Here is a 22,029-nt window from a genome sequence, read left to right as displayed (position 1 = left end):
TTACCCGTAGGTCTGATAAGCGTCCAGACCTACGGGGCAGGTGATACTCTTATTAACTACACGTCCAGCAGCAGACGCGTTGGATCTTCCAGCAACTCTTTAATGGTTACCAGGAAGCCTACTGACTCACGACCATCGATCAGACGGTGGTCATAAGACAGCGCCAGATACATCATCGGCAGGATTTCAACCTTGCCGTCTACCGCCATCGGACGATCTTTGATGGCATGCATACCCAGGATGGCGCTCTGCGGTGGGTTGATGATCGGCGTGGACATCAGGGAACCGAACACACCACCGTTAGTGATGGTGAAGTTACCACCCGTCAGATCTTCGACCGTCAACTTGCCGTCGCGACCTTTAACTGCCAGTTCTTTAATATTCTTCTCAATGTCAGCCATACCCAGCAGATCCACATCACGCAGGACCGGCGTGACCAGGCCACGCGGCGTGGAGACCGCCATGCTGACATCAAAGTAGTTGTGGTAAACCACGTCATCGCCGTCGATGGACGCGTTCACTTCCGGATAGCGTTTCAGCGCTTCAACAACCGCTTTCACGTAGAAAGACATAAAGCCCAGACGGATACCGTGGCGTTTCTCGAACGCATCCCCGTATTGCTTACGCAGGTCCATGATTGGCTTCATGTTGACTTCGTTGAACGTGGTCAGCATGGCGGTAGAATTTTTCGCTTCCAGCAGACGCTCGGCTACGCGTTTGCGCAGACGGGTCATCGGAACACGTTTTTCGCCACGCGCGCCCAGTTGAGCCTGCGGTGCAGGTGCTGCAGCCGGCGCTTTTGCTTCGGCTTTCGCAGCCGGAGCTTTCGCCAGATGTTTTTCAACATCTTCACGGGTGATACGACCGCCGACACCGGTGCCGTTGATAGCGCTGGCTTCGAGGTTATGCTCACCCAGCAGGCGACGGATCGCCGGGCTCAGGGCATCGTTGTTCTGCTCAGCAAGAGACGCCTGCTGGCGCTGTGCCGGAGTAGAATCTTTCTCTTCAGACTTAGCACTGGTTTCTTTACCGGTGCTGTTGCCTTCACGCAGGCGACCGAGGATCTGGCGAGAAGTGACGGTTGTCCCTTCATCTTCCAGAACCGCATCAAGAATACCGTCCGCTGATGCCGGTACTTCCAGTACCACTTTGTCAGTTTCGATTTCTACCAGTACTTCATCACGACGTACTGCATCGCCCGGTTTTTTGTGCCAGGTTGCAACCGTTGCATCCGCTACGGATTCAGGCAGGTCGGGAACAAGAATATCTACGCTACTCATTATTTATCCTTTATTTAATCGACGTTCAGCGCGTCATTTACCAGATCTTGTTGCTGCTTCTGGTGAACGGACATATACCCTACTGCCGGAGAGGCAGAGGCCGGGCGACCTGCATAACGCAGAGCTGACCCAAATGGAATTACTTCACGGAAATGATGCTGGCTGCAGTACCATGCGCCCTGGTTGAGCGGCTCTTCCTGGCACCAGACAAAATCATGTACGTGAGCAAATGGTTTCAGCGCTTCCTGCACCGCTTTATGCGGGAACGGATAGAGCTGTTCGATGCGCACAATGGCGACATCTTTTTGGTCGTTCTTGCGGCGTTGCTCCAGCAGGTCGTAATAAACCTTACCAGAACACATCACGACACGCTTCACGCCTTTAGGATCAAGTTCATCTACTTCGCCAATGGCTGGCAGGAAAGTACCATTTGCCAGTTCGTCCAGCGTAGACACCGCCAGCGGATGACGCAGCAGCGACTTCGGTGACATCACCACCAGCGGACGACGCATACCGCGCAGCGCCTGACGACGCAGCATGTGGTAAACCTGCGCCGGGGTAGACGGGACGCAAACCTGCATGTTTTGCTCAGCGCAAAGTTGCAGATAACGTTCCAGACGCGCGGAGGAGTGCTCCGGACCCTGACCTTCATAGCCGTGCGGCAGCAGCATAACCAGACCACACATACGGCCCCATTTCTGCTCGCCGGAAGAGATGAACTGGTCGATAACGACCTGTGCACCGTTAGCGAAGTCACCGAACTGTGCTTCCCAGATGGTTAGCGTGCGCGGTTCTGCTGTGGCATAACCGTACTCGAACGCCAGCACGGCTTCTTCAGACAGCACGGAGTCCCATACGCGGAAGGTGCCCTGTCCGTTATGCACATGCTGCAGCGGAGTGTAGGTTGAACCGTTCGCCTGGTTATGAATCACCGCGTGACGGTGGAAGAAGGTTCCGCGACCGGAGTCTTCACCCGACAGACGGACCGGAATGCCTTCGTCAACCAGCGTGGCGTAAGCCAGATTCTCTGCACCACCCCAGTCAAACAGCTTCTCGCCTGCGGCCATGGCCTGACGGTCGCCGTAAATCTTGGCAACACGCGACTGCATTTCAACCGCTTCAGGTACAGTGCTGATGCGTTTTGCCAGCTCCTGCAGACGCTTCATCTCAACTTTGTTCGGGTAGTTTTCATCCCATTCGTGGTTGAGGTACGGCGACCAGGTGAAGGAGTGCATGTTCATTGGACGCCACTCTTTCACTACGCATTCGCCAGCATCCAGCGCGTCACGGTACAGATTGACCATCTCGGTCGCATCTTCCAGCGTGGCGACCTTGTCCGCTTCCAGCTTATCAGCGTAGATTTTGCGCGGGGTCGGATGCTTTTTGATTTTCTGATACATCAGCGGCTGGGTTGCGCTCGGCTCGTCGGCTTCGTTGTGGCCGTGACGGCGGTAGCACACCAGATCGATAAAGACATCGCGTTTAAAGGTATTACGGAAATCCAGCGCCAGGCGGGTCACGAAAGCGACCGCTTCCGGGTCATCCGCGTTCACGTGGAAAATCGGCGCCTGAACCATCTTACCGATGTCGGTACAGTACGGTGTAGAACGCGCATCCAGCGGGTTAGACGTAGTGAAGCCCACCTGGTTGTTGATAACGATGCGAACGGTACCGCCCACTTCGTAACCACGCGCTTTCGACATGTTCAGGGTTTCCTGAACCACGCCCTGCCCGGTAACTGCCGCATCACCGTGAATGGTGATTGGCAGGACTTTATTGCTGCTCGGCTCGTCCAGACGATCCAGACGCGCACGTACGGAACCGATAACCACCGGGCTAACGATTTCCAGGTGCGACGGGTTAAACGCCAGCGCCAGGTGCACCAGACCGCCTTCGGTTTCGATATCTGATGAGAAGCCCATGTGGTACTTCACGTCACCGGTGCCGAGGTGTTCTTTATGTTTGCCCGCAAATTCGTCGAACAGTTCCTGCGGGCGTTTGCCCAGTACGTTAACCAGAACGTTCAGACGACCACGGTGCGCCATGCCCAGCACCACTTCACGGGTACCGCTGTTACCGGCGTGGCGGATCATCTCTTTGAGCATTGGGATTAACGCATCGCCGCCTTCCAGCGAGAAGCGTTTCGCGCCCGGGAACTTAGCGCCCAGGTAGCGTTCCAGACCTTCTGCTGCGGTCAGTTCACTGAGGAAACGTTTCTTCTCTTCGCTACTGAATGCGGCACGGCCAGACTCGATACGCTGCTGAAGCCAACGTTTTTCTTCAGTGCTGGTGATGTGCATATACTCGGCGCCAATTGAGCCGCAGTAGGTTTGTTTCAGCGCAACAACCAGGTCGCTCAGCTTCATCGTGTCTTTGCCGCCGGCAAAAGAACCTACGTTAAAGCTTTCCTGGAAATCCGCATCGGTCAGATCGTGGAAAGACGGGTCCAGATCGGCCACATTTTCTTGCTGCCACAGTCCCAGCGGATCAAGATTCGCATGCTGATGACCGCGGAAACGATAGGCGTTAATGAGCTGCAGGACTTTAACCTGCTTCACATTGGCATCAGGGTCGGAAATAGAAGAAGAGTAACGTGGGGTAATCAACGCCTGTCGACGGAAATAATCACGTGTTTTTGAGTGAAGTTGATCCGGTTTGACTCCGGTACCAGGTAACTGCTGGAACGTCGAACGCCAGTTAGCATCTACCGAGTCAGGGTCGGTTAAGAAGTCTTCATAGAGCTGTTCTATCCAGCTCTGGTTAGAACCAGAGAGGTAAGAAGAGTCCAACCAGGCTTTCAAAGCGCTGTTCTGCATCGTGATCCCTTAAGCATTTGTATGCTTACTTCGCCGTGGATACTACCACGCACACCGATGTGCGTGCCGGGGTTCACTTGTTGCGGACTGTCGTGTCATCTGCGTCCGCTAAGGAACCTTTAAAAACTGTCTAATAATGTGGCAGTTTTTAGAGGTTTCCTGCACTTAAATTGCCTGATGGCGCTTCGCTAATCAGGCCTACAAGGTACGTAACCCGTAGGCCGGATAAGACGCTACGTCGCCATCCGGCAACCACTACAACTACTTACGCACTACGTTTGAGCAGCATCGACTTAATATGGCCGATGGCGCGCGTCGGGTTCAGTCCTTTCGGACATACGCTGACGCAGTTCATGATGCTATGGCAGCGGAATACGCTGAAAGCGTCACTTAAACCTTCCAGGCGGCTGTCGGTCTCGGTATCGCGGCTATCAATTAAGAAGCGATACGCTGCCAGCAGGCCTGCCGGGCCAATAAATTTGTCCGGGTTCCACCAGAATGATGGGCAGGACGTTGAGCAGCATGCACACAAAATACATTCATACAGCCCATCGAGCTTCTCACGCTGCTCTGGCATTTGTAAATGCTCACGAGCTGGCGGATTTTTCCCATTATTCAACAAGTAAGGCTTAATCTTCTCATACTGTGCGTAGAATTGCCCCATGTCTACCACCAAATCGCGCACAACCGGTAAACCCGGCAGCGGGCGAATGACAATTTTTTTGCCCGGCTGATTCAGCGCAGAAATAGGAGTGATACAGGCCAGTCCATTTTTGCCGTTCATGTTCAGACCGTCGGAGCCACAAACCCCTTCACGGCAGGAGCGACGAAACGACAGCGACGGATCTTTTTCTTTCAGCTGCATCAATGCATCCAGCAGCATCATGTCGCGCCCTTCTTCCGCCTCCAGGGTGTAATCCTGCATGCGCGGAGCGTCGTCAACATCCGGGTTATAGCGATAAACTGAAAACTCGAGTTTCATTGTCCTGTCTCCGCATTAATAAGTACGAATCTTCGGCGGGAATGCCGGGCGCAGCTTCGGTTCCATATTGACTTGACGTCGCGTCATGGATTCCGACTCTGGCAGGTACAGGGAATGGCACAGCCAGTTTTCATCATCACGTTCCGGGAAGTCGAAGCGGCTATGCGCGCCACGGCTTTCGGTACGGAAGTTTGCAGATACTGCAGTGGCGTACGCGGTCTCCATCAGGTTATCCAACTCCAGACACTCAACGCGCTGGGTGTTGAACTCGCTGGAGGTATCGTCCAGACGGGCATTTTTCAGGCGTTCGCGGATCGCTTTCAGCTCTTCCAGACCTTTCGCCATCGCATCGCCTTCGCGGAATACCGAGAAGTTATGCTGCATACATTCTTGCAGCGCTTTGCGAATCGCCACCGGGTCTTCACCGTTACGGTTACCGTTCCAGCGGTTCAGACGCGCCAGAGAAGCGTCGATTTCATCTTCGGTCGCATCCAGCAGGTCACCCTGCTCAGCGATGGATTCCTGCAGATGCAGACCAACCGCACGACCAAATACTACCAGGTCCAGCAGCGAGTTGCCGCCCAGACGGTTGGCGCCGTGAACCGATACGCAGGCGATTTCGCCGACGGCAAACAGCCCAGGGATCACCACATCTTCGCCCTGCTCATTCACGGTCAACGCCTGGCCAGTTACTTTGGTCGGAATACCGCCCATCATATAGTGGCAGGTTGGGATAACCGGAATCGGCTCTTTGACCGGGTCAACGTGAGCAAAGGTACGGGACAGTTCGAGAATACCCGGCAGACGGGATTCCAGCACTTCTTTACCCAGGTGGTCGAGTTTCAGTTTGGCGTGCGGACCCCACGGGCCGTCGCAGCCGCGACCTTCGCGAATTTCGATCATGATGGAACGCGCCACCACGTCACGACCCGCCAGGTCTTTCGCATTCGGGGCATAACGCTCCATGAAGCGCTCGCCGTGTTTGTTCAGCAGGTAGCCACCTTCACCACGGCAGCCTTCTGTTACCAGAACGCCTGCACCGGCGATACCGGTTGGGTGGAACTGCCACATCTCCATATCCTGCACCGGCACGCCAGCGCGGATAGCCATACCAACACCGTCACCGGTATTGATGTGGGCATTAGTAGTGGACTGATAAATACGGCCAGCACCGCCGGTGGCCAGCACAGTCGCGCGGGCTTTGAAGTAAACCACTTCACCGGTTTCGATACACAGCGCGGTACAACCGACAACTGCGCCATCGGCGTTTTTCACCAGGTCCAGCGCATACCACTCGGAGAAGATGGTGGTATGGTTTTTCAGGTTCTGCTGATACAGCGTGTGCAACAGCGCATGACCGGTACGGTCGGCCGCTGCCGCAGTACGAGCCGCCTGCTCGCCGCCGAAGTTCTTCGACTGGCCGCCAAACGGACGTTGATAAATTGTGCCATTGTCGAGGCGAGAGAACGGCAGCCCCATGTGGTCCAGCTCCAGAATCGCTTCCGGACCGGTTTTACACATATATTCAATAGCGTCCTGGTCACCAATGTAGTCCGACCCTTTAACGGTGTCGTACATGTGCCATTCCCAGTTATCTTCATGGGTATTACCGAGCGCAACGGTGATGCCACCCTGCGCGGATACGGTATGGGAACGGGTTGGGAACACTTTGGAGAGCAGCGCACAGGTCTGACCGCTCTGGGAAATTTGCAGCGCCGCGCGCATACCTGCGCCGCCGGCACCAATCACAACAGCATCAAATTCTCTGACTGGCAGTTTCATTACACACCCCACACCACAACAAATCCATAAATGACGTAAACCACCAGCGCAACAACGATAGCCAGTTGCAGAATCAGGCGCACAGCCAGAGGTTTAACGTAGTCGGTCAACACCTGCCACATGCCGATCCAGGCATGAATCAAGATGGAGAAAAGTGCCAGCAGGGTGAAGACTTTGGTGAATGCCGATGAGAAGAAACCGGTCCAGACTTCATACGTCAGCTCGCCGCTGGTGGCGAAGAAACCGACCATATAGATGATGTATAACGTCAGAACGATAGCGGTAGCACGGACCAGAATGAAGTCATGTACGCCGTTGCGTCCTAATGCGGAGGCGTTGCTTACCATACGAGGACTCCTGCGAGAAGTGAAAGCACGACAATGATAACGAAACAAATTTTGGCGGAGCGTGTCCCTGCTTCGAGGGTTTCTTCGATATAGCCAAAATCCATCAACAGATGGCGAATGCCCATTACGGCGTGATATGCCAGCGCAATCAGGATCCCCCACAGAATTAACTCCACAAAGAAGTTATTCATAATGGATGACGCGGTGAGGAAACCTTCAGGGGAGGAAAGGCTGGTACCCAATAACCACAACAGAATCCCGACCGCCACGAAGGTGATCACTCCGGATACGCGATGGAGAATGGACGCTATCGCCGTGATTGGGAACCGGATCGTTTGCAGATCCAGATTGACAGGTCTTTGTTTTTTCACATTTCTTATCATGAATAACGCCCACATGCTGTTCTTATTATTCCCTTTAGACTTCGGGTACAGAAGATGAAGACACCTGTAGCCTGAAAGACGACGGGATTTCCTTCCTCCGGTCTGCGTGCGGGTCAGACAGCGTCCTTACTATAACTACGCGTCATATAAAACACTGCTTCCAGATGCTAAAACGACACGTTACAACGCTGGTTGGCTCGGGATTGCAGGGTATTCCGGAGACCTGGCGGCAGTATAGGACGTTCACAAAATCATTACAATTAACCTACATATAGTTTGTCGGGTTTTATCCCGAACAGTGACATAGGTCACGATAACAACATTATTTTAATTTTTAATCATCTGATTTGACAATCATTAAACAAAGTTGTTACAAACGACACCAGAAAAAGCATATAATGCGTAAAAGTTATGGGGTCACTCTTTCACCGGAGATTTAGTTATGTAACAGTGTGGAAGTATTGACCAATACCTTCAGGACAGTTATTAGTGATAGACAGGTTAAATAATTCGGATTGCTAAGTTCTTGATTTGCAGTTTATTCGCCATGAAAAGACCGTTTTACCTGCAAGCGCCCATAGCTCTGTACCCAGGTCATCCCCTCTTTCGCAGAGCGGCGAGCCAAATAACAAACTGGTAACGGTTTATTGATGCACGAAGGCAAATTTAAGTTCCGGCAGTCTTAAGCAATAAGGCGCTAAGGAGACCGTAAATGGCTGATACTAAAGCAAAACTCACTCTAAATGGTGACGCTGCTATTGAACTGGATGTGCTGAAAGGTACGCTCGGTCAAGATGTTATTGATATTCGTAGCCTTGGCTCAAAAGGGATGTTTACTTTTGACCCAGGTTTCACCTCTACCGCATCCTGCGAATCCAAAATTACTTTCATCGACGGTGACGAAGGTGTTTTGCTGCATCGCGGCTTCCCGATTGACCAACTGGCGACCGAGTCCAACTATCTGGAAGTGTGTTATATCCTGCTGTACGGCGAAAAACCGACGCAGGAAGAGTACGACGAGTTCAAAACCACAGTCACTCGCCATACCATGATCCACGAGCAGATCACCCGTCTGTTCCACGGTTTCCGCCGCGACTCTCACCCGATGGCCGTTATGTGCGGTGTAACCGGAGCGCTGGCAGCGTTCTATCATGACTCGCTGGACGTAAACAACGCGCGTCACCGTGAAATCGCCGCTTTCCGCCTGCTGTCCAAAATGCCAACCATGGCAGCGATGTGCTACAAATATTCCATCGGGCAGCCGTTCGTATACCCACGTAACGATCTCTCCTACGCCGGTAACTTCCTGAACATGATGTTCTCTACGCCGTGCGAAAAATACGAAGTGAATCCGATTCTGGAACGCGCAATGGACCGTATCTTAATCCTGCACGCTGACCACGAACAGAACGCCTCAACCTCTACCGTACGTACCGCGGGCTCTTCTGGCGCTAACCCGTTTGCCTGCATCGCGGCCGGTATTGCTTCCCTGTGGGGACCGGCACACGGCGGCGCAAACGAAGCTGCGCTGAAAATGCTGGAAGAAATCAGCTCTGTTAAACACATTCCGGAATTTGTTCGCCGCGCGAAAGACAAGAATGATTCCTTCCGCCTGATGGGCTTTGGTCACCGTGTTTATAAAAACTATGACCCGCGCGCTACCGTCATGCGTGAAACCTGCCACGAAGTGCTGAAAGAACTGGGTACCAAAGATGATCTGCTGGAAGTGGCGATGGAACTTGAGCACATTGCGCTCAACGACCCGTACTTCATTGAGAAGAAACTCTACCCGAACGTCGACTTCTACTCCGGCATCATCCTGAAAGCGATGGGCATTCCGTCCTCCATGTTCACCGTGATCTTCGCCATGGCACGTACCGTTGGCTGGATTGCACACTGGAACGAAATGCACACCGACGGCATGAAAATCGCGCGTCCGCGTCAGCTGTACACCGGCTACGACAAGCGCGATTTTAAGTCTGATATTAAGCGTTAATTGTCTGCCGGATGGCGCTAGCGCTTGTCCGGCTTAAAGTTATAAACGCTCCCAGGCCGGATAAAGCAGTGATGCCTATGTCCGGCCTGTTTTTATTTGATCCACATTATTTTATTCTTATCGTGCTTTCTCTATGATTTACTGAGATTTCTCACATTCTACTCAGGAGCATGGGATGCCTGTTTTGCAGTGGAGCCTGTTGTTTGTGCTATCGCTCCTTCTTTCCCTGCTCTTTCTGTTTATCCATCTTCCAGGCCCCTTGCTGCTCGGTTCGATGATCGTCGGCATCATCTTCAGTATGCGCGGCATCTCGCTGCATCCTCCTCGCTGCACATTTCTTGGCGCACAGGCGATTCTCGGCTGCATGATTGCCCAAAATCTGACCGGTTCAATCTTCACAACCCTTGCAGCCCACTGGCCGATGGTGATTGTTATACTGCTGGCAACCCTTATCAGCAGCGCGATAATCGGCTGGCTGCTGGTTCGCTATAGTAATCTACCGGGGAATACTGGTGCGTGGGGCTCGTCACCAGGCGGTGCAGCAGCAATGGTCGCAATGGCCCAGGATTATGGCGCCGACATCCGGCTGGTGGCGTTTATGCAGTATCTGCGCGTACTGTTGGTGGTCGGCGCGGCAGCGCTGGTCACCCGGCTGGTGATGGGCGACCAGGCCCAAACGGTCAGTGAACAAATCATCTGGTTTCCGCCGCTAAGCGGCAATCTTTTCAGCACTCTGATGCTGGCCGCCGTTGCCGGCACGGCTGGGCGCCTACTGCGTATTCCCTCTGGCGTTATGCTATTGCCAATGCTGGTGGGTGCCATGCTGAATGCAAGCGGAGTGATGGTGATTGAACTGCCGGAATGGCTACTGGCTATAGCCTACATGTCAATTGGCTGGCAAATCGGTCTTGGCTTTGACAAGCAGATCTTTTTGATGGCATTACGACCACTGCCACAGATCCTGTTGTCTATTTTTTCACTGATGGCGATCTGCGCAGCCATGGCCTGGGGACTGGCGCATTACATGCAGATCGACTTTCTCACTGCCTATCTGGCAACGAGTCCTGGAGGAGTGGATTCTGTTGCGGTGATCGCCGCAGGAAGCCACGCTGATATGGCGCTCATCATGGCGATGCAAACCCTGCGACTGTTCAGCATTTTGTTAACTGGCCCCGCAGTCGCGCGTTTTATTTCGGTGCACGCACCAAAACAACCCGCTTAGTGCTGACAACCCGGACACCAGTAAAAGGGGCGCGAAGAGAGCATCGTTTTCTCGATTATTCCACCACAACGCTCACAGGTTTCGCCATCCCGATGAAAGACCTTGAAGCGAAACAACGCACCGTGATGTTTATTCTCATCGACCAGGCCGCGGGTAGTATAAGACAGGCGCGGAATATCAAGCAGCGCATGTGCCAGTTGATCCAGTTGCTCATCACTAAGCTGCGACGCTTTATGCTGCCCGGTCAACCCAACCTGCCAAAGGATCTCTACCCGCAGGTAGTTACCTAATCCCGCCAGAAATGCCTGGTCCAGTAGCAGACCAGAAAACTGGCGATTGCGAAAACGCGGAGATAACAGACGCGCTTTAACCTCATCGGGTGTTAAACGTAAATCCAGTACATCCGGCCCTACCCGTTGCAGGAACGGATGGGTGGAGAGCTGTTCTGGCGTCAGCATTTCGATATCAGACGCGCTATAGAGCAGGATAGTTTTGTCGTGTGTCTGCAGCCTGACGCGCAGTACCCGCGAAGTTTGCGGGATTTTGCCGGTGTCCACCACTCGCCACACGCCATAGAGCTGATTGTGACTGTACAGCGTCAGGCCATTAGAAAAATGGGTCAGTAATGCTTTCCCCCGCGTTTCAAGCTGGGTAACACGTTGCCCAATCAGTTGAGATTGATACGGTTTTAACTGCTCAAAGGCAAACCAGACATCCGTCAGGGGTTTGCCTTTGACTGCCGCCTCCAGGTTATCCGCCGCGCGGCGGATCTCCGGGCCTTCAGGCATAATACTGTCCTTTGTTAATGTGTTGCACCGCCCGTCACTGCGATATCGCTTTCCACCTGCAAGGCGGTGGCAATCGCAATCTCCAGCGCACGGCGCACCGTTTCTGTCGCCATACTTGGCGCCCCGGGATGCTGTGCAGCCTGTTGCGGCAAATAAGGGATATGAATAAAGCCGCCCTTCACCGCCGGTACGTCGCGTAGTTTATGCAGCAGGCCATACATCACGTGGTTACACACGAAAGTACCCGCAGTCTGGGAAACCGAGGCCGGAATTCCCGCGTTGCGCATGGCGACAACCATCGCTTTAATCGGCAACGAACTAAACCATGCCGCCGGGCCATCGACCACAATCGGCACATCGACCGGCTGTTGCCCCTGGTTATCCGCAATACGCGCATCGTCAACGTTAATTGCCACGCGTTCCACGGTGATATCCGTGCGACCACCCGCCTGCCCCACCGCCAGCACCAGTGATGGCGACAACGCGTCAATCGCGGCGTTGAGTACAGCGAGAGACTCGCCAAAGACACACGGTAGTTGGCGGGCTATTACGCGGCATCCGCCGATGATAGCATTGTCGAGGCTCGAGACCACTTCCCAGGAAGGGTTAACTGACTCGCCGCCAAAGGGTTCAAATCCCGTGATGAGTACTGTTTTCATCCTTCCTCCTTACAGGAACATCAGGAAATACATCAGGAACACGTTGACCAGCAGCAGCAGTATGCCGGTTGGCACCTGCGCTTTAATCACCGCATTTTTGTCCGGTAGTTCCAGCAACGCTGCAGGAACAATATTAAAGTTCGCCGCCATCGGCGTCATCAGCGTCCCACAATAGCCGGAGAACATACCAATCGCCGCCATTACCGCTGGGTTGCCGCCGTGTTGCAGTACGAGGATTGGAATACCAATCCCAGCGGTCACGATCGGGAAAGCAGCAAACGCATTACCCATAACCATGGTCAGCAATGCCATGCCGATGGTGTACACCGCCACCGCGATAAAGCGACTATCCACCGCCAGATATTCCTGCGTCAGGTATGAAATGCCGCTACCGACACCCGCCGCTGTAAACAGCAGCCCAAGCGTAGCCAGAATCTGCGGCAGAATGAACGCCCAGCCAATGGAGTCCAGCAGACGGCGTGCCTCCTGAATCGGTTGATGCACCCGCTCATGGGTCATTTTTATCGCCATCGCCAGACCAATCAACGAGCCCGCTGTCATTGAAAAGAGCGTTACCAGCGTGGCGTGATTACCCGGCCCGAACAGCGCATCCTGTAAGCCCGGAATATGGTTGAACATCAGTACGCCAATGACCGTTACCACCGGGATCGCTAATGCCGGGAAAAACAGGCGGTTGCCCAGGCGGCTGGCGCTTTCTTCGCGCTGTTGCTGCGTGCGTTGATGGTAGCTTCCCAGCTTCACACCGCCAAAACCCGCGATCAGGGCCAGCACGACCACCGCAACGCCGACGGCAATATGCACTGCGCGTTTATCGCCAAACAGCGAGTATGTCCAGTCACCAAGCAGAAACAGTACGCCATATATGCCCCAAAACAGGCCTGTGGTGAAACGGCGCGGGTTTGCTTTGTCCTGCCAGGACATCAGCGCCACAATCAGTAATACCGCACCTGCCAGCCAGTAGAGATAGCTTTGTTGAAAATTCATTTCGCTTCCCCTTTCGCTGCGGCATTCGCTTTCGCCACTTCACGTTGCAAATAGCTATCCAGACGCCACAAACGCGTGCCGTGGATCAGGAAAGCACAAATTGCCGTCGGGATCCCCCACAAGGCGATATGCAGCGGTTCGGTCTGGATCCCACCAGACTCCAGCATAAAGTTGTGCATGAATATGATCGCGCCGAAGGCAACAAAGATATCTTCACCGAAAAACAGCCCGACGTTATCGGTCGCCGCTGACATTGCGCGCAGGCGATAGCGAACCGCGCCGGGTATCTCGCCGTGATTTTTCTCGGCGGCCCCTTCCGCCATTGGCGCCAGCAGCGGGCGCACCATCTGCGGATGCCCCCCCAGACTGGTCAACCCTAACGCAGCGGTCGCTTCACGAATGAACAGATAGACAATAAGCAGACGGCCACTGGTGGCACTGCGGATTTTCGCAATCCACGCCTGAGCGCGCTCTTTGAGTCCGTGACGTTCCAGCAGGCCAATAACCGCCAGTGGGATCAGCAGGATAAACGGCAGGTTGCGGGTGTTAAGAAAACCTTCACCCAGCTTCTCGAGGATGGTGGCGATCGGCATATGCGCCGCCAGTCCCGTGACGATCCCGGCAATAATAACCACCAATACCGGATTAAAACGTAAAAGAAATCCGACCACGATGACGGCGATCCCCGTCAATGGCCAGAGAGAAATTACCTCTCCCATAATTCATTCCCGTATATGTTGTTGTGTAATATATTGTTGTTTTGTATGGTAAATCTTATGCACCAATTTCAATATTGCATGCATTAAAGGCGCTACGCAAGCGACGGGCAAAAGGGAGTGCGTGCTCGCCATCCCCATGAATGCATACCGTCTGGGCGGTCACGCTTGCCCATGTTCCACTTTGGCTTTTTACTCTGCCGGATTGCACCATTTCTAACGTTTGCGCCAGCGCCTGCTCTTCATCCTCAATCAGTGCGCCCGGCTGGCTGCGAGGTACCAGACTGCCATCGGCCTGATAACCCCGATCGGCAAAAACCTCCTGACGCGTTATCAAGCCATAGTGTTCTCCAGCGCGAATCAGTTCGCTTCCCGCCAGCCCGACCAGAACCAGCGACGGATCGCAGGCATGAACCGCTTTCGCAATCGCATCGGCCAATTGAGGATCTTTCGCCGCCTGGTTATAGAGCATGCCATGCGGTTTGACATGGCGCATCACGCCACCTTCTGCCCGCGTGATGGCAGCCAGCGCGCCAATTTGATACAGCGTCTGTGCATACACCGTTTGTGCAGGCAGGGTCATGGCGCTACGACCAAAATTTTCCCGATCCGGAAAGCTGGGGTGCGCGCCTACCGCCACACCATTTTTTAACGCATCACGCACGCTTGAGAGCATAGTTTGCGCATCGCCGGCGTGAAACCCACAGGCGATGTTGGCCGATGACACCAATTGCAGCAACGCTGCATCGTTCGCACATCCCTCACCGAGGTCTGCATTGAGATCAATTTTCATTGTTAAGTCGCCATGCTAACTGTTCCAGATAACGCTGCTGGTCGTACCGCGCCTTCAGCGCTTCCTCCAGCGAACACTGCACAAAATGAATCGGCTGACCGAGCGGGATCTGCGCCAGATGATACATATCTGCCTCGATAATACAGGCGATGCGCGGATAGCCACCCGTCGTCTGAGCATCGTTCATCAGCACGATTGGCTGGCCATTATGCGGAACCTGCACCACGCCGGGGAGCAAACCATGCGACAGCAGCTCGCGATCGGTCGTGCGCGTCAGCGGCTGCCCCTGAAGACGATACCCCATACGGTTACTTTGCGGGCTAAGCTGCCACGGCGAGCGCCAGAAAGAGGCCTGCGATACCTCATCAAACTCCTGATATTCAGGGCCGGGCAGTGCGCGAATGAGATTACCCCACATCAGTTGTTTTACACCTTGTGGCCCGCTGAATTGCCGGGTAGATATGCCAATCGCCAGTCGATCGCCATCACGCAGCAGACGCCCTTCAAACCCACCAATGCCCACTTTCAGATCGGTACTACGCGAGCCCATCACTTCGGGAACATCGATACCGCCCGCTACCGCCAGATAACTGCGCATGCCATGAAGAGGACGTTTTAGCGTCAGACGCTGCCCGGCTTTTACCGGTAACCGCCATCCGCTCCATACGGGAGTTCGATCCAGATGCGCTTCGCATCCAGCACCGGTCAGGGCAAACCAGCCATCGGCTTCAAACTCCACCACCAGTTGCCCCAGCGTGATTTCCAGCGCTGCGGCATTCGCATCATTACCCACCAGCAGGTTAGCCACGTTCAGCGCCGGTTTATCCAGCGCGCCACAGTGACTAATTCCGGATTGACGAAAACTATGGCGTCCCCCGTCCTGTACTGAGGTATACATGCCAGCGCGGATGATGTTTAACATATCCCCTCCTTCTGCGGGACAAAACGCACAGTATCGCCAGCCCGTAACAGAATCGGCTCCTCCCGTTTTGGATCAAATAACGAAACGGAGGTACGCCCAATCAATTGCCATCCACCGGGTGTTGCAAGCGGGTAGATCCCCGTTTGAGATCCACCGATACCGACAGAACCTGCCGGAACAAGCAAACGCGGTTCCGCACGTCTGGGGGTATGCAGCTGTTCAGGTAAGCTCCCGAGATAGGGAAATCCCGGCTGAAAACCGATAAACCACACCACATAGTCAACTGACGCATGAAGTTCGACGACCTGCTTGTCGCTTAATCCACTGTGTCGGGCGACCTCTGCCAGATCGGGGCCAAACTCACCACCATAGGTCACAGGTATTTCAATAAAGCGTGAATCCGGCTCCAGTGCTTCGCTCTCTTCCCACCAGCGCTGCAGGCGTTCAATCGCATCCAGCGCCAGTGTTTGCGGGTCGCGCAGGGTAACCGTGATATTGTTCATTCCCGGAATAGCTTCAAGCACATTCGGGGCGTCAACTAAACGCTGAGCCAGACGCCAGATGCGTTTCTGAGTCGCCAGCGTGATGGGGGGCTCCAGTTCAAGAACCACCGCCGTTTCACCTAACAGATAACAACGCGCTCGCTGCACTTTCATCCCTCTTTATTACGCTGGATTAGGAATATCGATAAAGGTTACGTCCAGATCGGTATTTTCATTCAGCCATTCGCTTAATGCGCGAATGCCGCCGCGTTCGGTCGCATGGTGACCGGCAGCATAAAAATGCAGCCCCTGCTCGCGGGCTGAGTGAATGGTTTGCTCAGAGACTTCACCGGTAATAAAGGCGTCTACACCAAATCGGGCTGCGCTATCAATAAAACTTTGACCGCCCCCGGTACACCAGGCAACGCGCTGAACTTTCTCCGGCCCGGTATCACCGCACCATAACGGTTTACGGCCTAAACGCGCTTCAATCCACGATGCCAGCTCCAGTCCCGGAACCGGCATGGAGAGTTCTCCCCATGGCACCAGCGGTTCAATTTCCCCCATCACGGTGATTCCCAACAGCGCGGCCAACTGCGCGTTATTCCCCAATTCCGGGTGTGCATCCAGCGGCAAGTGCCAGCCATACAGGTTGATATCATTTTCTAACAGCGTTTTCAGACGATTGCGCTTCATCCCGCGAATAACCGGAGATTCGCCTTTCCAGAAATAGCCGTGGTGAACAATAACCGCATCCGCTTGCTGGCGTACCGCCTCGTCCAGCAATGCCTGGCTTGCAGTCACACCGGTCACGATTTTATGCACCGTCTCTTTGCCCTCAACCTGCAAACCATTCGGCGCATAATCGCTAATGGCGGCGCTGTTTAGTTTGTCGTTGATCAGTTGTTCCAGTTCGGTGTTTTTCATCATCGTCCTCGTAGTCATCATTTCTGCCTGCTCAATCAGCAACACAGCTTAGGTTAAAATAGCGTCCCCGCCTGCGTTCGTCGATAGCCATTTCACTGACACATAAAGAAACAATCACACCCGCTTTGAACGTGATTTGCTTACCACTACGCGATCTAATTCATGTATATTTATGCAATCAGACAGCATATTGCAAAAATAATCAGATCTGTATCAAAGTTACAACTTTAAGGAAACACACTCGCGCATCACGTTCAGCCAGTCGCGAGGCATTTACTTCGAGAAAATAATGAATAAACAAGCATCTCAACCACGGGCGATATACTACGTTGTCGCGCTACAAATCTGGGAATACTTCAGTTTTTACGGCATGCGTGCGCTGCTGATCCTGTATCTCACTAACCAGCTTAAGTACGACGATAATCACGCATATGAACTGTTCAGCGCCTACTGCTCGCTGGTCTATGTCACCCCTATTCTCGGGGGATACCTGGCCGATAAAGTGCTCGGCAATCGAATGGCGGTGATGATCGGCGCATTTTTAATGGCGGTAGGACATCTGGTATTGGGTGCCAGCGAAATGGCCCCGGCGTTCCTCTATTTGTCGCTGGCGATAATTGTCTGCGGCTACGGTCTGTTTAAATCAAATATCAGTTGCCTGTTGGGCGAGTTGTATCAACCTGAAGACCCGCGTCGCGACGGTGGATTCTCTCTGCTTTACGCTGCTGGTAACATAGGTTCGATTATTGCCCCTATTGCCTGTGGCTACGTGCAGGAAAAATACAGCTGGGCGATGGGCTTTGCGCTGGCTGCCATCGGCATGCTGGCAGGGCTGGTGATATTCTTATGTGGTAATCGCCATTTCGCCCACACCACCGACGTCAACAAGGCCGTTCTCTGTGCTAAAACCTTTATTCTGCCAAACTGGGCCTGGCTGTTAGTTTTGTTGGTTGCCGCACCGCTGCTGATTACCGTGCTGTTCTGGAAAGAGTGGTCCGTTTACGCACTGATAGTTGCCACCATTATTGGTCTGGCAGTTCTGGCGAAGATTTATCGCCAGGCACAGACGCAGAAACAGCGCAAAGAGCTGGGGCTTATCGTCACACTGACCTTCTTTAGCCTGTTGTTTTGGGCCTTTGCTCAACAGGGCGGCAGTTCGATCAGCCTGTATATCGACCGCTTCGTTAACCGCGATATTCTGGGGTATTCCGTCCCTACCGCGATGTTCCAGTCGGTTAACGCTTTTGCCGTGATGCTGTGCGGTATCGTACTGGCGTGGGTAGTCAAAGAAAGCGTGAGTGGCAATCGTACCGTACGTATCTGGGGTAAATTTGCCCTTGGCCTCGGCTTAATGAGCGCTGGGTTCTGTATTCTAACCTTGAGCGCTCGCTGGTCCGCTGCTTACGGCCACTCTTCCATGCCGCTGATGGTACTTGGGTTGGCGGTCATGGGCTTTGCCGAACTGTTTATCGATCCGGTGGCAATGTCACAAATTACGCGTATTGAGATCCCTGGTGTTACCGGCGTATTAACCGGCATTTATATGCTGCTTTCCGGTGCCATCGCCAATTATCTGGCTGGTGTTATCGCCGATCAGACTTCCCAAGGCTCGTTTGACGCTGCGGGTGCTATCAACTACTCCATCAATGCCTATATTGATGTCTTTAGTGAAATTACCTGGGGCGCGCTGGCCTGTGTGGTGCTGGTGCTGCTGATTTGGCTGTATCAGTCGCTTAAGTTCAGAAACCGTTTGCTAGCGGTAGAATCCTGAGTGTAGGGGCCCGATGATGTAATCTGATTCGGGCTTTTTCAGAAATTACGCATGACTGGCAGTCAACTCCTCTTCAGAAAGACCTGTAATCTGAAGCACCATGTTGTGATCTATTCCCTGCTCCAACATAGTTTGCGCTATACGTAATGCGGCTTCTCGTTTGCCTTGCTGCAACCCTCGCTGCAACCCTTCCTGTAATCCATCTAAGCGTAACCGCTCGGCAATCGTCATCAGCTTCTCCTTATGTTGGGGGATCCGTTGCGCCATCTCTTGTATAAATTCATTAAAGCGAGATTCATCGCCGGATTGCAGGATGTAATTAAACATCGCCTGTAGTTGCGTGTCATTAGCGCACCCTGTAAGTAACAGCGTGGCCAGTTGATCTACCAGCCCCATCAAATCCCGCTGACGGATATGTTTTTGCATTAGTTCCAGTAGTGCCATTCGCCTGTGAGCCATGATTTCGTCATCGGGCACCACTGTGATATCCACCAATGGAAATGCGCTGGCATAAAGTTGCCGTGCCGTTACAGGATCGGTAAACGCATCAAGCCAGCACAGTGAGTACGGGTACGGACTTCGACAGCCATGATAAAACAGCATGGGTATCACAATCGGCAGTTCTTTGTGCCCGGCATCCAAATGACGCTGCATCGCCGCTATTGCGTAACGCAGCAGACGAAAAGCCATATGCGGATCGGCTGAACTCTGGTGTTCTATAACCACGTATACATAACCTTCACCATCGTGCGTACGCACAGACCAGAGCACGTCGGAGTAGCGGGTACGTAAATCCGCTTCAATAAAGCTTTCTGACTCCAGCTTCAGCGTATTTAAATCGCAAAGCGTTTGCAGATCTGCGGGTAGATGAATTTCGAGGAAGTCCCGAGCTGTTTCTGGATGATGTAAAAACGTTTTAAATACCGCATCGTGCGGTGTAGATGTCGTTGGTGTTGTCATCAAATTCCGTCACCTGAATGAAGATGACGGCACTTTACTGCTGGCGGAAAACATCTTCATCAAGGTATTAGCAGCCTTGCGTACACGCTTCAGCGCTAAATGCCCCCCCACTGCAACATATTCATTCTGCTGGAAGGTATTACGCAGAAACCCGCTGCGCGCTTATCCCTTACGCGCCGCCTCATATGCCGCCAGCGTCGCCAGCCTTGCCTGTTTATGATCCACAATCGGGCGAGGATAACTCAGTGTTACCTGCGCTTTTTCAGCCCACGACCACGGTTCATGAATGGCTTTACCCGGCACGTCGCGCAGTTCCGGCACCCACTGGCGGATAAACTCACCGTCACGGTCGAATTTTTCGCCCTGCGTCGTGGGGTTAAAGATACGGAAATACGGTGCGGCGTCGGTTCCGGTTGAGGCTGCCCACTGCCAGCCGCCGTTATTGGCCGCCAGGTCGCCATCGATCAGTTGCGACATGAAATATTGTTCGCCTTTACGCCAGTCGATCAGCAGGTCTTTCACTAAAAAACTGGCGGTAATCATGCGTAAACGATTATGCATCCAGCCCGTGGCGTTGAGCTGACGCATGGCCGCATCCACAATGGGGTAGCCCGTATACCCTGTTTTCCAGGCCTGCAAATGCGTCGGATTATTCTGCCATTGCACGCGATCGGTCCAGCGAATAAAAGGTTGATACCGACACAGCGCCGGATGGTAAGTCATCAGATGACGATAAAATTCGCGCCAAATAAGCTCATTCAACCAAACGCTGCCTGCCCCATCCTCAAGCGCCTGCGACTGCTCCACGAGCAGTCGATTCAGGCACTGGCGCGGTGATAGTCCTCCTGTCGCCAGGCTCGCGGATAATCGACTGGTTCCATCAATCGCCGGAAAGTCACGCAGTTGTTCATATTCTCCGGCGGCCTGCTGGCAAAAATGGCGTAATTGCGCGATGGCCAATTTTTCTTCTGCCGGAAATTGCTGCGAATCAAAATCCTGCTGCGGGTAGCTCAGCGTGATGGATGTTAATGGAGAGTCAAGAGCACCGCTTTCTCTCACCTTCGGCGCACTGACACATTCTGGGATCCCGTCTTTTATCCGCTTCAGCCAGGCATTTTTAAACGGCGTAAAGACTTTATACATCTCGTGATTACCGGTTATGACCGCCCCCGGAGGCAGGATCACGCTGTCGTCAAACCCTTCGCACACCACCTGAGGTATTGACTTTTCAACGGCAGCATCACGCTGGCGTTCGTTTATTTCATATTGATAGTTATAAAATATTCGACTGACGCCATGCTGTACGCAGACGTTTTTGACGGTTTCCACACTGGTCGCAAAATCAGCAACTTCATGAAACAGAAGCGGGATGCCCTTTTCTGCCAGCGCCGTTTGCAACGCGTTCAGCTGCGCATTAACCAATGCCGCCTGACGTGGGGCCATATCATGCGCCTTCCACTGTTCAGGCGTGGAGATATAGAGCGCGAGTACATGTGCAGAACGATCCCGACAAGCCGCCGCCAGCGCGAGATTGTCATGCAGGCGTAAATCACGCCGAAACCAGACCAGATGCGTGGTCATAACACTCCCTGATAAAAATTAATTATTGCCCTGTAAACGCCAAATCGCAGGCCAGAGTTCAAAATAACGTTGCCCGGACAACCATGTGTTCGGGTGCTCAGCCATATAGTGTTTGAGGAGCATTAAGGGTACAAGTAGCGGCTGCGCCTCGCGTCGATAGTTATCGATTATCGAGGTCAATTCCTGACGTTGATGCAGATCGAGCTGATTACGGAAATAGCCCTGTACGTGCATCAATACATTGGTATGGTTACGCCGGGTAGCAGGATTTAATAACAGATGGGTCAATCGTAGGCGATACTCGGTAAAAAAAGCATCGAGATCTTGCCATTCATGGATTGCGGCAACGAAGGGGCCAAGCTCCCGATACTCTGGCTGGGAATGCGCCAGTAGTACCAGTTTGTAGCGGGTATGATAGTCAATTAATGTGCCCCGCGTTAATTTTCGCTGACGCAGGCGGTGCAATTCATGCAAAGCGTAAACACGTATTAATGTATTTTCGTCGAACTGAGGTGCCTCACTCGCTTCTGTGGTCAGACAGGTGCGGATACCAACAGGAATTCTCGTGCTCATCGCCACTCCTTATCCGTTACTCAGATAAGTGTAGACGTCGGCGT

At 53.3% G+C, this 22,029-nt stretch carries 20 protein-coding genes and 1 pseudogene; 4 read left to right on the top strand and 17 right to left on the bottom strand.

Annotated features, from left to right (window positions below; all coding sequences use genetic code 11):
* Positions 1-56 precede the first annotated feature (56 nt).
* The 6 genes from odhB to sdhC form a co-directional block, all read right to left on the bottom strand.
* The gene (gene odhB / locus FDW94_RS04110; RefSeq protein WP_003022925.1) at positions 57-1,280 is read right to left on the bottom strand and encodes a 2-oxoglutarate dehydrogenase complex dihydrolipoyllysine-residue succinyltransferase; all 1,224 of its coding nucleotides are present in this window, start codon (positions 1,278-1,280) and stop codon (positions 57-59) included.
* Positions 1,281-1,294: 14 nt separating this feature from the next.
* Positions 1,295-4,096: a 2-oxoglutarate dehydrogenase E1 component gene (gene sucA, locus FDW94_RS04105; RefSeq protein ID WP_137377168.1), complete on the bottom strand. Its 2,802-nt coding sequence runs from the start codon at positions 4,094-4,096 to the stop codon at positions 1,295-1,297.
* Between the two features lie 265 nt (positions 4,097-4,361).
* A complete protein-coding gene (sdhB, locus tag FDW94_RS04100; RefSeq protein WP_003022921.1) occupies positions 4,362-5,078 on the bottom strand; it encodes a succinate dehydrogenase iron-sulfur subunit SdhB in 717 nt (238 codons plus the stop codon).
* A 15-nt stretch (positions 5,079-5,093) separates the two neighbouring features.
* Positions 5,094-6,860 (bottom strand): succinate dehydrogenase flavoprotein subunit, encoded by a 1,767-nt coding sequence (gene sdhA / locus FDW94_RS04095; protein ID WP_003831409.1) that lies wholly within the window; start codon positions 6,858-6,860, stop codon positions 5,094-5,096.
* Positions 6,860-7,207, bottom strand: coding sequence for a succinate dehydrogenase membrane anchor subunit (gene sdhD, locus FDW94_RS04090; protein WP_003831408.1), 348 nt, complete (start codon positions 7,205-7,207; stop codon positions 6,860-6,862). Before sdhD ends, sdhA begins: the two co-directional genes overlap by 1 nt.
* On the bottom strand, positions 7,201-7,605 hold the full coding sequence (sdhC, locus tag FDW94_RS04085) for a succinate dehydrogenase cytochrome b556 subunit (RefSeq protein ID WP_003831406.1): 405 nt from the start codon (positions 7,603-7,605) through the stop codon (positions 7,201-7,203). Before sdhC ends, sdhD begins: the two co-directional genes overlap by 7 nt.
* Positions 7,606-7,988: 383 nt before the next feature.
* Here sdhC and FDW94_RS23600 point away from each other — a divergent pair.
* The 3 genes and pseudogenes from FDW94_RS23600 (at position 7,989) to FDW94_RS04075 (ending at position 10,808) form a co-directional block, all read left to right on the top strand.
* A pseudogene (locus tag FDW94_RS23600) lies at positions 7,989-8,099 on the top strand (hypothetical protein).
* A 203-nt stretch (positions 8,100-8,302) separates the two neighbouring features.
* Complete coding sequence (locus tag FDW94_RS04080; RefSeq protein WP_003831404.1) at positions 8,303-9,586, top strand: citrate synthase; 1,284 nt, start codon at positions 8,303-8,305, stop codon at positions 9,584-9,586.
* Between the two features lie 175 nt (positions 9,587-9,761).
* Complete coding sequence (locus tag FDW94_RS04075; RefSeq protein ID WP_008784134.1) at positions 9,762-10,808, top strand: AbrB family transcriptional regulator; 1,047 nt, start codon at positions 9,762-9,764, stop codon at positions 10,806-10,808.
* Here FDW94_RS04075 and nei read toward each other — a convergent pair.
* From nei to ybgI, 8 genes are read right to left on the bottom strand one after another with little or no spacing between them, the layout of a single operon-like run.
* Complete coding sequence (gene nei, locus FDW94_RS04070) at positions 10,805-11,596, bottom strand: endonuclease VIII (protein ID WP_060682568.1); 792 nt, start codon at positions 11,594-11,596, stop codon at positions 10,805-10,807. The genes FDW94_RS04075 and nei overlap by 4 nt on opposite strands.
* A gap of 14 nt (positions 11,597-11,610) precedes the next feature.
* Positions 11,611-12,255, bottom strand: a complete 645-nt coding sequence (pcp, locus tag FDW94_RS04065) for a pyroglutamyl-peptidase I (protein WP_008784132.1) — start codon at positions 12,253-12,255, stop codon at positions 11,611-11,613.
* A gap of 9 nt (positions 12,256-12,264) precedes the next feature.
* Entirely contained in the window at positions 12,265-13,260 is a 996-nt protein-coding gene (locus tag FDW94_RS04060; protein WP_032942722.1) for a DUF979 domain-containing protein, read from the bottom strand.
* Positions 13,257-13,979, bottom strand: coding sequence for a DUF969 domain-containing protein (locus tag FDW94_RS04055; protein WP_003831395.1), 723 nt, complete (start codon positions 13,977-13,979; stop codon positions 13,257-13,259). The genes FDW94_RS04060 and FDW94_RS04055 overlap by 4 nt, the downstream gene beginning before the upstream one ends.
* 55 nt (positions 13,980-14,034) lie before the next feature.
* A complete protein-coding gene (gene pxpA, locus FDW94_RS04050) occupies positions 14,035-14,769 on the bottom strand; it encodes a 5-oxoprolinase subunit PxpA (RefSeq protein WP_137377167.1) in 735 nt (244 codons plus the stop codon).
* The gene (gene pxpC / locus FDW94_RS04045) at positions 14,759-15,691 is read right to left on the bottom strand and encodes a 5-oxoprolinase subunit PxpC (protein WP_057067723.1); all 933 of its coding nucleotides are present in this window, start codon (positions 15,689-15,691) and stop codon (positions 14,759-14,761) included. Before pxpC ends, pxpA begins: the two co-directional genes overlap by 11 nt.
* Complete coding sequence (gene pxpB / locus FDW94_RS04040) at positions 15,685-16,341, bottom strand: 5-oxoprolinase subunit PxpB (RefSeq protein ID WP_003831391.1); 657 nt, start codon at positions 16,339-16,341, stop codon at positions 15,685-15,687. Before pxpB ends, pxpC begins: the two co-directional genes overlap by 7 nt.
* 15 nt (positions 16,342-16,356) lie before the next feature.
* Positions 16,357-17,100, bottom strand: a complete 744-nt coding sequence (ybgI, locus tag FDW94_RS04035; RefSeq protein WP_003831390.1) for a radiation resistance protein YbgI — start codon at positions 17,098-17,100, stop codon at positions 16,357-16,359.
* A gap of 289 nt (positions 17,101-17,389) precedes the next feature.
* On the opposite strand from ybgI, the gene dtpD reads away from it, so the two are divergent.
* Positions 17,390-18,871, top strand: coding sequence for a dipeptide permease DtpD (gene dtpD / locus FDW94_RS04030; protein WP_137377166.1), 1,482 nt, complete (start codon positions 17,390-17,392; stop codon positions 18,869-18,871).
* A gap of 45 nt (positions 18,872-18,916) precedes the next feature.
* Here dtpD and FDW94_RS04025 read toward each other — a convergent pair whose 3' ends face one another.
* The 3 genes from FDW94_RS04025 to FDW94_RS04015 all read right to left on the bottom strand — a co-directional run bounded on the left by FDW94_RS04025 (position 18,917) and on the right by FDW94_RS04015 (position 21,985).
* Complete coding sequence (locus tag FDW94_RS04025; protein ID WP_137377165.1) at positions 18,917-19,831, bottom strand: Rpn family recombination-promoting nuclease/putative transposase; 915 nt, start codon at positions 19,829-19,831, stop codon at positions 18,917-18,919.
* A gap of 162 nt (positions 19,832-19,993) precedes the next feature.
* Positions 19,994-21,412: a deoxyribodipyrimidine photo-lyase gene (gene phrB / locus FDW94_RS04020; protein WP_137377164.1), complete on the bottom strand. Its 1,419-nt coding sequence runs from the start codon at positions 21,410-21,412 to the stop codon at positions 19,994-19,996.
* A gap of 18 nt (positions 21,413-21,430) precedes the next feature.
* Positions 21,431-21,985 (bottom strand): DUF1722 domain-containing protein, encoded by a 555-nt coding sequence (locus tag FDW94_RS04015; RefSeq protein ID WP_137377163.1) that lies wholly within the window; start codon positions 21,983-21,985, stop codon positions 21,431-21,433.
* Positions 21,986-22,029 lie beyond the last annotated feature (44 nt).

The organism is Citrobacter sp. wls757 (genome assembly GCF_005280935.1).
Lineage (GTDB): Bacteria > Pseudomonadota > Gammaproteobacteria > Enterobacterales > Enterobacteriaceae > Citrobacter > Citrobacter portucalensis.
The sequence above is the reverse complement of the archived record's forward strand: the minus strand, read 5'-3'. Positions and strand labels throughout refer to the sequence as shown.

Coding starts and splice junctions, on each gene's coding strand:
- odhB (WP_003022925.1), bottom strand. CDS start 1,280: ATGAGTAGCGTAGATATTCTTGTTCCCGACCTGCCTGAATCCGTAGCG.
- sucA (WP_137377168.1), bottom strand. CDS start 4,096: ATGCAGAACAGCGCTTTGAAAGCCTGGTTGGACTCTTCTTACCTCTCT.
- sdhB (WP_003022921.1), bottom strand. CDS start 5,078: ATGAAACTCGAGTTTTCAGTTTATCGCTATAACCCGGATGTTGACGAC.
- sdhA (WP_003831409.1), bottom strand. CDS start 6,860: ATGAAACTGCCAGTCAGAGAATTTGATGCTGTTGTGATTGGTGCCGGC.
- sdhD (WP_003831408.1), bottom strand. CDS start 7,207: ATGGTAAGCAACGCCTCCGCATTAGGACGCAACGGCGTACATGACTTC.
- sdhC (WP_003831406.1), bottom strand. CDS start 7,605: ATGTGGGCGTTATTCATGATAAGAAATGTGAAAAAACAAAGACCTGTC.
- FDW94_RS04080 (WP_003831404.1), top strand. CDS start 8,303: ATGGCTGATACTAAAGCAAAACTCACTCTAAATGGTGACGCTGCTATT.
- FDW94_RS04075 (WP_008784134.1), top strand. CDS start 9,762: ATGCCTGTTTTGCAGTGGAGCCTGTTGTTTGTGCTATCGCTCCTTCTT.
- nei (WP_060682568.1), bottom strand. CDS start 11,596: ATGCCTGAAGGCCCGGAGATCCGCCGCGCGGCGGATAACCTGGAGGCG.
- pcp (WP_008784132.1), bottom strand. CDS start 12,255: ATGAAAACAGTACTCATCACGGGATTTGAACCCTTTGGCGGCGAGTCA.
- FDW94_RS04060 (WP_032942722.1), bottom strand. CDS start 13,260: ATGAATTTTCAACAAAGCTATCTCTACTGGCTGGCAGGTGCGGTATTA.
- FDW94_RS04055 (WP_003831395.1), bottom strand. CDS start 13,979: ATGGGAGAGGTAATTTCTCTCTGGCCATTGACGGGGATCGCCGTCATC.
- pxpA (WP_137377167.1), bottom strand. CDS start 14,769: ATGAAAATTGATCTCAATGCAGACCTCGGTGAGGGATGTGCGAACGAT.
- pxpC (WP_057067723.1), bottom strand. CDS start 15,691: ATGTTAAACATCATCCGCGCTGGCATGTATACCTCAGTACAGGACGGG.
- ybgI (WP_003831390.1), bottom strand. CDS start 17,100: ATGAAAAACACCGAACTGGAACAACTGATCAACGACAAACTAAACAGC.
- dtpD (WP_137377166.1), top strand. CDS start 17,390: ATGAATAAACAAGCATCTCAACCACGGGCGATATACTACGTTGTCGCG.
- FDW94_RS04025 (WP_137377165.1), bottom strand. CDS start 19,831: ATGACAACACCAACGACATCTACACCGCACGATGCGGTATTTAAAACG.
- phrB (WP_137377164.1), bottom strand. CDS start 21,412: ATGACCACGCATCTGGTCTGGTTTCGGCGTGATTTACGCCTGCATGAC.
- FDW94_RS04015 (WP_137377163.1), bottom strand. CDS start 21,985: ATGAGCACGAGAATTCCTGTTGGTATCCGCACCTGTCTGACCACAGAA.